General features: G+C 60.7%; 13 protein-coding genes and 1 pseudogene. 1 reads left to right on the forward strand and 13 read right to left on the reverse strand.

The window, feature by feature from the left end; genetic code table 11:
• Positions 1 to 32: 32 nt before the first annotated feature.
• The 4 genes from AAEQ75_RS06950 to AAEQ75_RS06965 all read right to left on the reverse strand — a co-directional run bounded on the left by AAEQ75_RS06950 (position 33) and on the right by AAEQ75_RS06965 (position 2,568).
• Positions 33 to 302 carry a helix-turn-helix transcriptional regulator gene (locus AAEQ75_RS06950; RefSeq protein ID WP_343351323.1) on the reverse strand — a complete coding sequence of 90 codons (270 nt, stop codon included), beginning with the start codon at positions 300 to 302 and terminating at the stop codon, positions 33 to 35.
• Position 303: 1 nt separating this feature from the next.
• On the reverse strand, positions 304 to 384 hold the full coding sequence (locus AAEQ75_RS06955; RefSeq protein ID WP_343352344.1) for a hypothetical protein: 81 nt from the start codon (positions 382 to 384) through the stop codon (positions 304 to 306).
• Positions 385 to 646: 262 nt separating this feature from the next.
• The gene (locus AAEQ75_RS06960; RefSeq protein WP_343351325.1) at positions 647 to 1,192 is read right to left on the reverse strand and encodes a hypothetical protein; all 546 of its coding nucleotides are present in this window, start codon (positions 1,190 to 1,192) and stop codon (positions 647 to 649) included.
• Between the two features lie 122 nt (positions 1,193 to 1,314).
• Positions 1,315 to 2,568 (reverse strand): tyrosine-type recombinase/integrase, encoded by a 1,254-nt coding sequence (locus AAEQ75_RS06965; RefSeq protein WP_343351327.1) that lies wholly within the window; start codon positions 2,566 to 2,568, stop codon positions 1,315 to 1,317.
• Between the two features lie 461 nt (positions 2,569 to 3,029).
• Between AAEQ75_RS06965 and AAEQ75_RS06970 the strand changes: the two are divergent.
• Positions 3,030 to 3,203: pseudogene (locus AAEQ75_RS06970) on the forward strand (site-specific integrase); the annotation flags it as partial.
• Positions 3,204 to 3,778: 575 nt separating this feature from the next.
• On the opposite strand, the gene AAEQ75_RS06975 reads toward AAEQ75_RS06970, so the two are convergent.
• The 9 genes from AAEQ75_RS06975 to AAEQ75_RS07015 all read right to left on the reverse strand — a co-directional run bounded on the left by AAEQ75_RS06975 (position 3,779) and on the right by AAEQ75_RS07015 (position 15,316).
• Entirely contained in the window at positions 3,779 to 4,822 is a 1,044-nt protein-coding gene (locus AAEQ75_RS06975) for an acyltransferase family protein (protein ID WP_343351328.1), read from the reverse strand.
• 75 nt (positions 4,823 to 4,897) lie between these two features.
• Positions 4,898 to 6,307 carry a murein biosynthesis integral membrane protein MurJ gene (gene murJ, locus AAEQ75_RS06980; RefSeq protein ID WP_343351330.1) on the reverse strand — a complete coding sequence of 470 codons (1,410 nt, stop codon included), beginning with the start codon at positions 6,305 to 6,307 and terminating at the stop codon, positions 4,898 to 4,900.
• Between the two features lie 8 nt (positions 6,308 to 6,315).
• Positions 6,316 to 7,734 (reverse strand): O-antigen ligase family protein, encoded by a 1,419-nt coding sequence (locus AAEQ75_RS06985; RefSeq protein WP_343351331.1) that lies wholly within the window; start codon positions 7,732 to 7,734, stop codon positions 6,316 to 6,318.
• The gene (locus AAEQ75_RS06990; protein ID WP_343351333.1) at positions 7,734 to 8,834 is read right to left on the reverse strand and encodes a glycosyltransferase family 4 protein; all 1,101 of its coding nucleotides are present in this window, start codon (positions 8,832 to 8,834) and stop codon (positions 7,734 to 7,736) included. Before AAEQ75_RS06990 ends, AAEQ75_RS06985 begins: the two co-directional genes overlap by 1 nt.
• On the reverse strand, positions 8,825 to 10,042 hold the full coding sequence (locus tag AAEQ75_RS06995; protein WP_343351334.1) for a glycosyltransferase family 4 protein: 1,218 nt from the start codon (positions 10,040 to 10,042) through the stop codon (positions 8,825 to 8,827). Before AAEQ75_RS06995 ends, AAEQ75_RS06990 begins: the two co-directional genes overlap by 10 nt.
• A gap of 6 nt (positions 10,043 to 10,048) precedes the next feature.
• A complete protein-coding gene (locus tag AAEQ75_RS07000; protein ID WP_343351335.1) occupies positions 10,049 to 11,362 on the reverse strand; it encodes a GH39 family glycosyl hydrolase in 1,314 nt (437 codons plus the stop codon).
• Positions 11,359 to 12,546, reverse strand: a complete 1,188-nt coding sequence (locus AAEQ75_RS07005) for a glycosyltransferase (RefSeq protein ID WP_343351336.1) — start codon at positions 12,544 to 12,546, stop codon at positions 11,359 to 11,361. The genes AAEQ75_RS07000 and AAEQ75_RS07005 overlap by 4 nt, the downstream gene beginning before the upstream one ends.
• On the reverse strand, positions 12,546 to 14,537 hold the full coding sequence (locus tag AAEQ75_RS07010; RefSeq protein WP_343351337.1) for a GumC family protein: 1,992 nt from the start codon (positions 14,535 to 14,537) through the stop codon (positions 12,546 to 12,548). Before AAEQ75_RS07010 ends, AAEQ75_RS07005 begins: the two co-directional genes overlap by 1 nt.
• A gap of 14 nt (positions 14,538 to 14,551) precedes the next feature.
• Complete coding sequence (locus AAEQ75_RS07015; RefSeq protein ID WP_003464321.1) at positions 14,552 to 15,316, reverse strand: polysaccharide biosynthesis/export family protein; 765 nt, start codon at positions 15,314 to 15,316, stop codon at positions 14,552 to 14,554.
• Positions 15,317 to 15,335: the final 19 nt, after the last annotated feature.

Genomic DNA, 15,335 nt, shown 5'->3' on the forward strand with positions numbered 1-15,335 from the left:
CACAGTATTGCGGGTTGCTGGATGCGCATGGGTTACGGCTCCTGCTGAGTCAGGAAGGCTTCAACGGCGTTGCCATCCCAGCGAACCGAGCGGCCGAAACGCAAGGCACGCGGGAATTTTTCATCTTGCGACCAACGCCACCAGGTTGTACGACTTACTTGATAACGCTCACACATCTGAGCGGTGGTGGCGAAGGCACCTGGGATTGGTAAGTTGGGTACTACGAGACTGAGTGAGGTTTCGGTAGTAACGTTGACGTGCGACTGGCTGCGTTTCTCTTCGGGGATCGTGGCCTTTTTCATTTCAGACCACCCCGCCCAATTTCGTGGCGATCCATACCTCGATTTCCCGCGAATCCCAGCCGATAGCATGTGCGCCTGCCATGCGATGGGACTTCGGAAATCGGACTTTCCTGCATCAAATCATAATTTGTGGTTTGCCCCAGACGTGCGCGAGCCTGCCCAGTAGGCAGGCGGTAGATACAGCGGAGGGGTTGAACGGTTGCGGCCATCGTCGTTACCTCTTGGTACCCCCCCCGAAGTAGGGCGGACGATGTGCAAGATATGCGGCATGAAATGCCAGAAAAACTCACCTGCCGTAACGGATATGGGGTTATCCGTAATGAAAAATGGGTTATCCGATACGCTCAGGGGGTTTTTCGGGGGCGGCCACCTTTACGCGCATAGCTAGGCGCGATTGCTTTAATCCAATCCTTGATGCCCTCGGGCAGTTCAGGCAGCAACGCGGTAAGGCCCTCATCAACGAGAACCCCATAAACCTTATTTGCCATCTCCCCAGTTCGGATTCTCTGCGCAGTGTCAGCCAGCCACAGTTCGGTGGCGATAGCTCGAGCACGAGCGATAGCGGTGGTCTTTGCACTGTTTAAAGCCTGGAGCCCAGCCATCCTTTTTCGAGCATCTTTTTTCCTGACAGCATCAATCAACCGCATAGAGCGCTCGACTTCTTTTCTCGCCATCAGCTTATCTTCCAGTTCAGCTGACCTCTTTCGCTCCTCGTAAAACCGCTCAAGAACATTCGCATAAAGCATGTGGCTGGCGGCAATTTCTGCAATTTCTTTCGGCGTATGCTCCCCCTGAAGCTCGTCAGCCAACATGCTGATCACTTGGCTGTATTCTTCCTCAGTCGTGATATCTACACTCTGCCACCACTGTTGCCGATGCTGCTTCTCCATCCGCCACGTCCTCCCAGACGCTCCCACTTCCTGAATAGATCGACTGGCCAAGCGGGTCGTATATCCGCTTTTCGCCCCGGTGGGCTAGGCCAGCCAAATGCGTTAAGCCTTACGTTTGAGACTCACTTCTTACGCACCAGCCTAACCACGTTGTCGGCCGGGGCCTCCCCCAGCACCTTGGCGAGTGCCCGTTCGAACAATTCGACGGCGCGCCGCTTCTCCGGCAATGCCGCCTCGGGGTTGTTGCGATAGTGCAGATTCGCCACGCCGGTCTGCCCATGCGCTTGCAGCAGGTCGGACAGTTGGTCACTGATACCGTGCTTCTGCATTAGCTGGGTGCAGGTGCGGCGCAGATCACGCGGCGAGAAGCTGGGTATCTGCTGGCCTTCGATAATCGCATGCTCGGACTTCAGCCAGTCGGCCACCGCATGAGTCGGGCTGCCGACGACGATGTGCTGCTTGCCGGTAGTAGTCCACGGCCAAGGGTGGCAACCGTTGATCTCTCTCACGCGCTCCAGAATGGCGACAGCACGCGGCGACAGCGGTACAAGGTGTGGCCTGCTCATTGTCTGGCCACCGCGCCCCTTGCGGTGGATCAGGCGCACGGTGCCTGCCTCCAAGTCGTAATCGTCCCAAGTGGTTTGGCAGATATTGAAGATGCGCTGTCCACCCGTGGCGATGACGAACTTGAACAGCATCGCCATAACCGGCCCGACGCCTTGAGTGTGCCCGATGGTTGCCCAGAACTGGCGCAGTTCAGCATCAGACAACGCTCGTGTGGCCGGTGCCGATACCTTATCGACCGCAACCACAATTGCCGGGTTGCTCTCTAGGTTGTAGCTCTTGGCACTCGACCGGCCGACCGCGTTCTCGGCTTTCAGCCCATAATTGAATGCCGCCGACAGGAACGAACGCATGCGCTCGGCCTGAACCTTTGCGCCGCGCTCCCATATCGGATTGAGAATGGCCAGGATATGGTCGGGGCGAATATCGCGCGCTTTCATCCTCATGATGATCGGCTGCGGCCCAAGCATGTTTTTCTGATAAAGCCGCTCCAACTCCTTGACGACTCCGGTCGTAGCCTTCTCCCGGCGCGACTCTATGTAGTCAAGGAACAGATCACCAAAGGTGCCACGTGATGCTTCGATCTCGGCCAGGCGCTGCCGCTCGGCCCGCCCTGCAGCTACGACAGCTTCCTGCTCCTCGATGTACGCCTTAACGTTGCCGTGCTCTTTGGCAATCAAAGCCAGTCGCTGCGCCTCTTCACGAATGATGGACAAGGTCAGGCCGGCATCCCGACTGCCAGCCTTGAAGTTACCTATCGGGTACTTCAACCGCCTTCCGTCACACATGTAGCGATAGACGGCCGTCACCACGCCAGACTGCAGACGCTCGAATAGGACCGCACCATTACCGCGCCCTGGCACAGAGTCAGTTGCTGTTTCGCCAGGCTTGAGCGCTCGTAGTCGCGCATCCGTAACCAGCTTGGCAGAGTTGCTAGCGCTTCCCATTTTGACCTCGCATTCCCGACCACTAGAGGGACCACTACAGGGACCACTTCTCTTGAAATCGAAGGGTACAAGTTGAAACGAAGGAAAACAATAAATTGCCTGAAAGGCCCGTATATCAAGGATCTAGAGGCATAATTGGCAACTCTGAGAAACGCAAAAAAACATCAAGAAAAGCCGCTTGTAATCAGTAGGTCCCGGGTTCGACTCCTGGTGCCGGCACCATTTACATCAAGCCTACGGGCTTTGGAATTTCCTAACCCCGTAATCATATGTTCCCGAGGCAGAGTTTCGGTACAGCCCCGTACCGAGTACACCTCGGAGAACATATGGCGACCCTCGTAAACCCCTTCTGACACCTGGAAAGCAGTCATCCGCAAGACTGGCTGGGCAACCTGCTCCAATTCCTTCCGAACCAAGCGTGATGCCGAAGACTGGGCACGCCGCACCGAAGACAAGAGGGGCGTGGCGTCTATATCGAGCGCAGCAGCTCGGAGTGCATGGCGAGCGCCCCCATCGCTACCTCACCGACGCCTTTTGGGTCCCAGATTCCCCTATACCTTGACCTAGCTGGTTAGCTGTATGTGATGGCGTTCGAGCGATTTGCACCGCTCACCCTCGGCTAGACAGCTAGCACCATTATGAGAAGCAAGACTTCACGTTCAGCATGGTCGCCATGCTGCGCGCCGGTGGACTGATCCATCAAGCGGCCATGCCAGAATGCCTCTAAACGCCACAACAAGCGGCTGGCAGAGACGGCGTCGAGTCTTCATTTGGCAGTACGGGCGACACTTACAACAAAGCCGTGGTTAAGGCCCTTAAATGTACAAGGCCGGGCTGGTTGTCGCTTAGGAGGAGCCACGAGACAACTAGTAAAACTACCGACGCCTCCTGAACTCAAAGCGACAACTTCGCCTGTGGAGGCGAGCCCAACCCCGCTAGCAAAAAAACAACAAACAGGTCAGGCCTTAGTGGCCTGACCTAAACAAATAAACCTAAAAATCCGGAGCAACTCAAATCCAACCGTATATTACAAAACCCTTCTCTTATTCTGATACCTGACTGACTGTCGCCTTTTTCAATTTTTTTTATTCTTTTTCTTCCAAACAGGCAAGTACATCACACGCAAAAAACTAAATCGCTTAATAAATTCACCAATCAGCAAGGAAGCAATCACGGTAAACACAAGCGCAATAGCGGCACCTAAATGGTCAGGAACAGAAAACCATCTCAGCAAGGCGAAGCTTTTGTTTTGAATCTCACCATGGAAGATCAGGATAATCAGAGTCGATTGCCCGATATATGTCATAGCTTTGGAAAGCCAGCTCCAATGTGTCATCAGACCTGACAACGCCCAACAGATATACACCCCCAGAACCGCCAACAACGTGGTCCACAGCCAATGATCATAACGTCGTTGCGCCAAATCCATAGTGACGGGATGAAAAAAGAAAATCATGCCGAACAATACGACGCTGACTAATAGACCTATCACCGAGGTTTTATGTGCACGCAGAGCCGAGCGTAATAGATAGCCAAGCAAGAAGTATGCGCTACTGATAAAAACAACATCGGCACTGAACGGCAGCCCAGGTATGCTATAGGAGTGGCCCAAAAAGGTGACCGGCGAATGCCACGACCAGCCAAGCAGCCAGATTCCCAGCAGCATCTGAACGACCACGACAAGCCACATGATCAGAGCGGGGCACCGCAACGATTCAAGCAGGCGCAACAACAACCAGCTGTATAGAATTGCCAACCAGAAGTGCGGCAGGAACCATAATGCTTGCCAGGGCAGTGTGCTGACCGAGGCATAGAACAAGCCTCCGATATCCGGTAGCAGGGGCTGCCCTCGCAACACATCACGCACCACGACATACAACAACATCGTGAAGAAGAAAGGTTTGAGCAGAGCATCGGCCTTGCCAATAGCCGTTTCAGCGAAGGTACCAGTGGTTTTGAAGAAAACCCCAGAGAGAAAGAAAAACAGCGGCAGAATGAAGGACGCCAGCAGCGGATAGAGAAAATCCGGCGAGCTGGCCACGAACCATCCATGCCCGAACACAATGATCAGGATACCCACGCCCTTGGCGATATCCATCTGAATCCAGCGCTGCTCCACCCTGCTTCCCCTTCAAGAAAGCCCGCTACGGGGCTCTGACTGTTCGTGTGTGTTCGTGAGACGTACCCGCACCGCTCAGGCGACACGCCAGGGCCGCAGTATCAATGCCATGCCGGCGAGCGTCGCCGCCGCGAACAGCGTACTCAGCCCCAGTTGCAACCAGGTGTCTGCCACGCCGAAAAGACCTCCTGCGCTGATACCCAGCAACAAGCCCGCGCACAGCCAGTACCGCACCCAGGCCAACTGGCCCAGAAGCGCCTGGCGGCGCATGAGCGCCAGGGCCGTGACCAGCACGCCTGCCACGGCTGCCAGCGGTATGCCGGCCAACCCCAGCCACCAGGGCAGCGCCAGCAACAACAGCGCGTTGACGCCGCTGCCCAGAAGTTCGCAGTACAGCGGCTGAACCGTGTCGCCGGTTGAATAGGCATAACGGGCGAGCAAGGCATTCCAACAACCGAACACCAGCGGCAGGGCAAACCAGGCAAGCAGCGCCGGTAGCGGATCAGCCCCCAGCGATGACGGCAGCAGCAATGCCACCAGCGCAGGGGCGGCGCCCACCAGGCCGATGCCGGCCGGCAACGCGAGCAGGCTTGCCGTCTCGACCCCACGTCTGAGCAGAGGAATACGCTGCGTATCGGCTCGGCTACTCATCAGGCCCAGCAGCACCTGATTGAGGCTCATCAATGCCACAAGCGGAAGGTTCACCAGCTTGCGGGCCAGGTTGACCCAGGTAACAGCGCCCTCCCCGAGCAGCGACGCGACTGAACGCTCAAGCAGGGCAAGCCCCTGGCTAGCCGCGTTGCTGCCAACCAACGGCAACATGCGCTGCCCCAGTAGCCGAAGTGCCTGCAGGGAGCCGTTGCTGCGCCATGGCCTCCAGCCCTGTTTCCATTGCCAGGGCAGCAGCGAGCCGGCCATCAGCACGCTGCCCAGCACGCAGGCCTCGGCTACACCGGAGACACTGCTTTGCGCCCCCATGCTTGCCAGATAGACCACGGGCGGTGCGTTGAACAGCACCGAGCCCAATCCCGCCATCACGAAGCGCTCGCTGGCCTGCAGCGGCACACTGAGCAGCGCATGCAGCACGAAACCCGGTATGCACCACGCAAGCAGCCGCAAGGTGTCACCTGCCTGGACCTGCCCGGCATCGCTCAGGCCCAGGCCGATCACACCGACAATCCATGGAGCCGTAACGAGCACCAGCAGCGCGACGGCCAGACCGATCAACGCAAGCTGCGGCAACAGCGCCCCCATCCAGCGACGACGCCCCACCTCGTCCTCGGCCAGATAAAGAGGCAACGCGGCGGCACTGAGCAGCCCACCGGTCAGCGACATGCGAACCGCCTCCGGCAGAAACAGTGCGACAAGGAAGGCATCGCTCTGCGCGCCAGCGCCCCATGCGCTGACCAGCAGCCACTCACGGGCAAAGCCCAGCGCCAGGCCGAACAGGGTAACCAGGGTGAGCGACGCGGCGGAGCCAAGCATGGTCGCCCTCAGCCTCGCTCGTTGACCACGACACCCAGGCGCTGGCGCTGCAATCCGCGATGGAGCTTGCGAGCAGGGAACAGCCGCCTGGCCTCCAGCAGATTGATACCCACCAGCAACCAGAACACGCCGATCATCACCACCGCGAAGCTGAAGTAATGGTCGAACAGACCGCTTATCAGCGCTGCCAGCACACCACCCAGGCTACCCAGCCAGATCGCATTGTCCCGCGTCAGCACGATAGCCCCCTGCTCAGGCCGGCTCTCGCGCCACCAGCACCAGGTGACGGCGATGAACAACAGCATGCCGCCAAGCCCCAGCTTGTACATGAAGTTGAGCCACAGGTTGGAGATGCCGATCAGGTCAGTGCCTTCGATAGGCGGCTCCAGCTTGAAGCCCAGACCGAACGGGTAGCCAAGCACCGCCCTGGGGAACATCCGGTATTCGTCGAATCGCTCCTGTGTACTGGCGTTATCCGAGGAGAAGATCGTCGCCAGGCGTTCCTGCAGAGGCGGGTAACTCATCACCAGCGCAACGACAAGCACGGCACCGAGCATCAACAGGCGACCGGTATAGGGAACTCGCCGTCCCGCCATCCAGATCAGTACCACGGTCAGGCTCAGCATCGCCCCGCGCGAACTGCACAGCAGCAGTGCCGCAGCCCCCAGCAAGGCGACGCACAGCCCCAGCCAGCGCCGCCAGCCTTCATTGGCAAGGCCAAAACACAGCGCCAGGGGCAACAACAGCGCCATGATGCCGCCCGTGGCATTGGGGTGCATCCAGGGCGAGCCCATGCGCGATGAAAGCGCATTCAGGGCGAAGCCGAGCATATCCAGGTTGCCGTAACTGAAGAACGTCAGCACCGGCAGCATGCCGGAAGCCGAGCGGGTCCTCAGGAATACCGCGATCGACAGGAGCAGCATCGCCAACGTGCCGAGCAACAGGCAGACAACCAGCAACTCCCGGTTTTTGCGCTCCTGCAGCAGCTTGGCAGCGAGGAACACGACGGAAAGGTTGAGCAACCAGCGCAGCCAGTTGGACAGACCGCTGGCGGTGCCTTGTGTGGTGAGCTGCCCCACCACGAAGGGCAGGATACTGAACAGCATCAGCACCATGAGCCAGCGCTCGGTGGTGCCGGTGACCGCGACCCGGGAGGCCGGGGAAATGAACGCCTGCCACAGCAAGGCACCCCAGGTCAGCGCCAGCAGCGCCTCGCTGACGGTGGTACGAATTCCCAGGTTGACCGTCGCGTAGGGCATGAAGGTGGCAAGCAGCGCGAACAGCAGCAGCCCCCACAACGGAAAGCGCAGTACGCTCAGGGCCACCGCCACGGCGAAGACGGCCGCCACGGCCTTGACCGGGGACAGAAACAGCAGCAGCGCACCAAATACGGCGCCAACGACGATGGCAATTAGCTTTCCTGGCATTACGAACTCACTTCCGCGATCAATTCAATCAGGCGATTACGATAGGTTGCCGGGCCGAATCGCTCAGCCCACTGACGCAACAGTTGTGGGTCCTCGGCCGGCTCCGCAGACAGCCCTAGCATGAGCTGTACCAGTGCCGGCCCATCACTGGGCGAGAAACGCGGGCTGTTCGCAGGCGCCACCTCTTCGAGGGAGGAGCCGCGAGCCACGGCCACCGGCACCCCCAGGCTCAAGGCCTCGACAACCGGCAGACCGAATCCTTCGGCGTATGAGGGCTGCCAGAGCCGCTGCGCTCGCGCATACACGGCGTGAAGCTGCGCATCATCGAGTCCCGACAAGGCATGCAGGCCTGGCAGGTCACGCTGCGCCTGAGGCAAGTGGTCCAGGCTGCCGACCATCATCAGATCAGGAGTTTCAGCAGACTCACGCCTGGCCTGCGCCCAGGCTTCGACGAACCATGGGATGTTCTTGCGCAACTCCCGCGTGCCCACCACCAGCCAGTAACGTGAAGGCAATGGCCGGGCAAGCGCCGCAGGTTGCCCACTGAAACCTTCTACCAGGTTGGGCAGCACCCGAACCTTGTCGGCTACGCCAGGAAACAACCGCACCGCCTCGTCGGCAGTGAAGCGCGAAGGAGTCCAGATCTGATCGGCCGCCCGCACCGCATAGCTGATCGAAAGGCGGTCGCAGGCACGGTAGACCGCAGCCTTGAAAGCGTTGGCGTGGTAATTCTTGAGCGTGATCTGAAACAGATCGTGCAGCAACAGCGCGTAACGCGTGCCCTTGGGACGCGGAGGCAGGGGCAGCCCCATGTTGAAGTTCGCGATGTACAGATCTATACCCTGCCTGCGCAGTTCGCCCGGCAGAAAACAGGCCTCGAAGCGCAGCCGGTTGTGAGGCTGGTGCATCGAAGCCGAGGCGCAATCCCAGGGCGGACAGCAAACCTGCTGGCGCAGCTCGGCCCCTGACGGCGCAACGGCATAGCGGGTGAGGGTTACATCGGGAAGTTCGCGCAGCACGCGCTCCATCGCCAGCACCTGACGACTGATGCCCGACATCGGCGCAGACGCCACCATCCGATAGTCGAGGCCTATGCGCATGACGCCTCCGACACCGGCTGGCGCGCCAGGTCTTGGTAGATGGCCTGCAACTGGCTGGCAGCGACCGCCCAGTCGTGATGGACACGGACATACTCGCGCCCGGCCTGGCCGAGTCGCGCGGCATCCGCCGGCTGGTCCAGCACCTCGGACAACGCCACGGCCAGTTGCTGCGCCGTCTCGCCAGCCAGATAGTCGCGCCCCGGCTCCAGCGCCAGGCCGGAAACCCCCTGCGCGGTACTCACCAGCGGCAGGCCGGCGGCAAGGGCCTCCAGCACTTTGAGCTTCGAGCCACCGCCATGGCGCAACGGGGCAAGAAACACCGACGACTGCGACTGCAGCGCCGGGAGATCGCGGACGAACCCCTGCCACTCGATTCGCTTGTCAGGCCAGCGCTCAGGCCATTGGGCCGGCAGCGCATGCCCGCAGATGCTGATGACGGCACGCGGGTTGCGTTGCCACAGCAGCGGCATGATCTCGTCCAGCGCCCACCGCACGGCATCGACGTTCGGCGAGTACTCGTAATTGCCGAGAAACAGGACCCTCTGGCAAGCATTGTCGGGCGTTGCGCCAGCGAACTGAGCGCAGTCCACGCCATTCACCACCACGGCCACCGGTTGCCCCGCCAGACGCTGCATCACGGCCGCATCCGCTTCGGTCACGGCGACCACACGTGCCGCCTGCCTGAGCACCTGGCGCTCCCAGCGCCGGTAACGCCACTGGTCGAACCAGACGAAAGGCCGCGCCCAGCTCGGAAAGCGGGAATAGGTGGCCGCCCCCAGCGATGACTCGACATTGTGCTCGGTCAGTACGAACGGCTGCCGGTGTTCACGGAGCGGCTTTCGCAACGGCTCGATGGTATAGCTGTGCTCCACCTGCACGACATCCCATCGTTGCTGCAGCAACTCGACGAACGCGGCCTGCATGCGTGGGGCATAGCCATTCACGCCAGCCAGCAGAGGGGCTGGCGCGAACAGCGCCACGAACAGGCTTGCGAAGCTGCGCAGCGGGCGGCGCGGCACGACGATCAGTTGCTCGAGCAAAGGCTCGAGCATCGCCCGGTCGTCGGCGCTCAGTGGTTCCTTGCTCTGCACCAGCAACGTGATGCGGTGCCCACGTTCGGCCAGACTGCGCAGCAGGTTGTACTGGCGGGTCTTGCCACCGCTGGTGGTGGGCCAGGGCGAATAAGGGAGAACCCACAATAAACGCATCTAGGTTCAGTCCCAGGTCAGTATCTGCAGCGACGGTTTGGTCTTCACCTTCACCCAGCTGCCATTGCCGAGCGCCGTTTCGCGCCCCGTGAGCGGATCGTGGAGAACGGCGCGAGTGACTCCCGGAAGCTCAAGCTCAGCGCCCTTCTCCGCCCAGAACATCAGCAGGTTGCGTCCCTTCTCGTCCTTCCAGGCGATGTTGTAGAGCCCGTCGATCTTCTTTGCGATCTGCGGAGGCTCGGCGGGTACCAGGCGCGGCCCGGTGATTTTCAGGAACCGTTGCAGCGCCAGGTAGACGGGCTTGGGATTGCCTTCAAGATCAAGCAACCCATAGTCACGGTCCCTGACGGTTGCGCGGGTGTCGAGGTCATTGAGGGTGAAGAGAAACACCCGGTCGAAATCCTGCGTACTCATCAAGGCCAGACGCCGCAGAACGTAATCGGCCTGGCCGTTTCGGCCGATGATGTCCTGGGCCTCCTTGGGCCCCGAATAGCTGGACCAGCCCCACTCCGTCGCCCAGATGGCGGGTACACCGGAGCGGCGCAACACATCGTTGAGCTCGCGTGTGCGCAGGGCGAAATCGTTGCTGCCGCGCATGTTGCCTTCCGGCAGCTGGGTGTAGGGGTGATAGGCAACGATGGTGTTCAGCCGCTGCACACCCAGTTGGCCGAGCTGCTCGAACATGCTCGCGCCACCGGGCAGATCGCTGAAGAATGCCAGCCCGGCGCCCACCACCGGTTTGTCGGGGGCGACGCTGCGCAGAGCCCGGGTGCTGGCTTCGAGCAGGCGGGCGTAGCCAGCCGCATCTGCCTCGGGGCGCCAGAAACCGATCAGATTCGGTTCGTTCCAGACCTGCCAGGCATCGACACTGGGGTAACGCATGGCCAGCAGCGCCATGCGCTGGGCGAAAACCTCCGGGTCGCGCGGCGGATACTGATCCTGGTACGGAGACTCCGGCGGGGCCGTGGTGATGAAGCGGGCCGAGCCCACCAGATAGAAAACGGACTTGAGCTGCTGGCGCTCCAGATCACGTACCAGCACATCCAGGGCCGCGACGTTGTATTGGTCCTCAGCCAGTTCGATCTGGTCCCAGTGCAGATCCAGGCGCACCCACTGCAAACCAAGCGCCTTCAGACGCTCCATCTGCTGGTTGTACCGCTCCGGGCTGAACCACAGGAACTGTGCATTGACGCCCAGGAAATCCTTCCAGACCACCTCACGCGGCGCCTTGAGCGCGTGCATCTGGGCATCCACCCGCATCCCCCACATCAGCAGGCTTCCAAGCAGAACGATCATCAAGGCGGCGGCTATCTTTCTCATGGCATCGGCTCCTGTCTGCACAGTTCGTCGAAGTGCTCGTGAAAACGCCGCCCAATATTGCTCCACCGGCGCTCACGCCCGATCGAGCTTGCCCGGTCCGCCCAGGCCGCAGCCAGTTGTGGCTGACGAGCGATACCCTGCAACGCCTGCGCGAGCGCCTCGACATTTCCCTGAGCATAGGTCATGCCGTTTCCGCTACTGACCTCTTCGGCAAATGCCCTGGCGTCCGAGGTAATCGCTCCACGACCGCAGGCCGCAGCCCAGGAAAGTGCACCACTGGTGCCACGTTGCTCACCCAGGATGCGCAGCTTCTGCGACTCCCGGTACGGCAGCACCATGACATGGTGCTGCTGAATGACTTGGGCGATTTCCTCGCGCGGCAGGTCCAGGCGCCAGTCGATGCTGTCCTGCAGTTGAAGGCGACCGATCAACTCGCGAAGCTCGTCGAGGTAGTCGTTACGCCCGCCAAATGCCATCTCGGCTGCGGTACCGCCAGCGAGCGTGAGGCGCAGGCGTCCGTGCAGCGACTCGTCGGCCTGCAGAACCCTGGCCAGGGCCTGCAGAAGATCCTCGATGCCCTTGCCCCGGTAGATGAAGCCGAAATACAGCAGACGTATCACTCCCAGCTCCGGCAGGGCAGCCGGCGCTATGTCGAGATTGCCGTGCGGGACCACGGCGACCCGCCCGTCGGCAAGCCCCATGCGCTGGCGCAGGCAGGATGCGCCGAGCCCTGTCAGGGTGAACAGGCGATTCATGCCGTGCGCCAGCTTGCGCTCCTGACGCAACGTGAACGGGTCATTCAGCACCACCGCCGCCTGCTGCAGCAGGCCCGGAAAACGTTCCGTCCAGGCCAGGACGCGCGGCAACTTCGCCGGGCGCCATACCAGGCGCTCGGGATCGTGGATGGTCGCCGTCAACGGCAGCGCGGGATAACGCATGCGCAGCAGCTCCAGCGCATGGAACTCACGCAGACGCCCACCGCCAAGCTCGCCATGAACCAGGTCGACGCCGCTCCAATCGAACGATGACACCCGGGCATTGACGGCCTCCGGCTCTGCGCCACACCCGGCCAGCGGGGTCAGTACTTCGACCCCGTCGGCTTCCAGCGCCGCCTTGAAATGCCCCGCGTAATCGGCAATGCCGTTCTTCTCGGGGGGCAACGGCGCCAGCAGGGCAATGCGCATCAGAACGCGCCTCGGAAACGATCGATCACTTTCAGAACCTTGCCCGGCACCTCGAAGCAACGACGGTTGATGATGATGCCGTCCACCTTGCCGAACGCGGTGGTGAGAATCGACAGCACGTGCTGGACCACTGGAATGGAGCTTTGTCGTGCCTCTACCACCAGCGCGATCATGTCCGCGCGGCGCAGCGTGACAAACGCCTCGCGGCTGTCGAGCAGAGCAGACGCATCGAGCAGCACGACCTCGCCGGGTTGGGCCGGCTCTGCGCCGCCTACGCGTACATTAAGGCCATTCTCTTCAAGCAACTGACGCATCTGCTCGATGACGAAGCCGACCCCTTCGCCATGACGTGCCGAGGTCAGGCCAAGCATCAAACCATCGCTGGCGATGCGCTTGAGCGGCATGAAACCATACAGCCGGTAGACACTGGCAGCGAAGGCATTGCTAGTCTGGGCACTGGAATTGTTCCGCTCGGGAAGCGTCGTCCACAGGGGCAGGCCAAAGCGCGACTCCACTAGGCCGCCATCATGGATGCGCTGATCCAGCAAGTAGCACACATAGACCACCAGCAAGCCCACCAGCGCCGAGAATGGCAAAGCCAGCAGCAGCATCACCAGCGTCTTGGGGAAGACCCGGGCAGGGTTTAGCGTCGCGGCCTCGATGACTGCGATGTTGCTGATCTGACTGTTGTCCAGTTCGCGATCAATCCGGGACTTCTCCAGGCTGTCGGTATAGAGCACATAGTTCTTCTCTGCCGCATCCAGCTCACGCTGCAGGCGAGCCACTTCAGGCTCCTCGCGCATCGCCTCGTTGCGCTGCGCCTCGAGTTCATGCAGTTGAGATTCCTGAGCCGCGAGCTGAGCGCGCAATGCCTTGTTATTGCTGGTTTCGTCGAGCAGAACACGCTGCAGGTGAATGGACAGCGTATTAGGGGCACGGTCCTCGGAGCTCTGCACCGTATCCCCCTCATCGGCCACCTGCTTCTCCAGCGAGGCGATCGACTCGTCGAGCGCCCGCACGGGCTCGGCGGTGGTCATATAGGTGCGCAGCATATCGACGCGCTCGAGACGCTTCTGATTGAGCAGACGACGCAGGTCCTGCTGGGCCGGGTTCAGGGCGATCTGACGAACCGTTACGACCTCCTGAGGCAGCCCCTTCAGTTGATTGCGAGTGTTTTCCAGAACGCTGTCCGAAGAACTGATCAGGCGCTGGGTATTGAAGCGTTCGCCACGCAGGATGTTGATACGCTCCGACAGGTCCTCCAAACGGTCGGTGATGCTGGCGGCGCCGAGCCCGGTCATCTTCTGCAGCAACTGTTCTTTGTAGCTCTTGATCTGCAGGGCACTGGCCGCACTCTGCGCTTCGTAGAACGTGAACAGGCTCTTTCGGCCAAGCGCATCGGTACGCTGGCGCTGATAGATTTCGATCCAGTGCTCGACGATGGCTTGCGCCACATCCGGCTCGTTCCAGGTGAAGCGAATCTCCATAACGCTCGAACCCAGCGCATGGTCGACCTCGAAGTTCTTCTCCAAGGCACGTGCCAGACGCTCGACGTCGGTCTGTTCCTCGATCACGCCGATGGTTTCGAAGACCGTGCGCACCCCATCGATAACCGCACCGACAACGCTCTTCACTTCATATTTAATGCGCTTCCATACCCACGGCGGAGGCGGCTGGTTGGCCAGCACTTCCAGGTAATGCTCAGCCACCTCGCGGACGATCGGCCGGCCGGTGAGCATGCGCTCTTCGTCGACAATCGGATCACGCTGGCTGATGGGCATCACCATAGCCTGGCGATCGCTGATTTCCAGCGGTAAGGCAGCATCACGCCCCGGCTTCACCAGCAATCGCGCATTGGACTCGTATTTGGCGGGCAGCAGGAATGCGCCCAGCAGGATCACAACCAGGGTTATCCCCATCGCCCACTTAAATTCTCGCAAGAATATAAACAGCAGACGCAGCAGGTCGCGAAAGGAACGAATTTCGATCATGAGTGTGTCGCTCCTCAGCGATTGATTGTGTAACTGGCGCCGATTCCCATCGACTTGGTAAAAGGAATGAGCTGGTTCAGATAGACGTCCACGCCCTCGATTCGCTCGCCGACCGCCGACTTGGGCACGAAGACGATATCGCCGCGCTGCAGCCCGACTGTCTTGCGCCCGTGCTCTCCGGTGACGAGCAGTTGGCTGTAGTCGAGGAAATAGGCGTGATAGGCCCCCTCGGAATCCTCTCGCAGCAAGGCGACCTTGCGGCTGTCCGCCGTGGGAAGCACGCCACCGGCCCCGATGATGGCCTGCTGGATGTTGTTGGCCGCCGGAATCGGCACGGCAGAGGGATTGCGCACCGCACCACCGACGAAAACGGTATTGCCCGGCGCGTTGTTGATGTTCACCGTTACCTTGGGCTGGCGGTAGACCTCCTTAAGCCGCTCGGTGAGGGATTCGGCGATTTCGCCGGGCGTGCGACGCGCCGCCTGCACGTTGCCGATGAACGGGTAATAGATTGAACCGTCATTGAGTACGGTGAACAGCGTCAGCTCGTAGATGGTGCTGACATTGAAGGCAGATAACGTCGGCATCTCACCGGCATCGCGGACGATGCGTAACGTATCGCCCACCCGCACACGCTCTTGCGGTGGTGGCACCAGGGCAAGCTGATCGAGCGCCTGCTGCCCGGCCTCTATGGTGTCCGTATCAGGCAGCATAACCCTCGCAGGTGTGGTGCATGCCCCCAGCATCACGACGGATAACAACAAGATCACATGTTTCATTTATCGAACTTCCTGTAGC

The sequence above is a fragment of the Pseudomonas sediminis genome (genome assembly GCF_039555755.1).
GTDB classification, from domain to species: Bacteria; Pseudomonadota; Gammaproteobacteria; order Pseudomonadales; family Pseudomonadaceae; genus Aquipseudomonas; species Aquipseudomonas mendocina_D.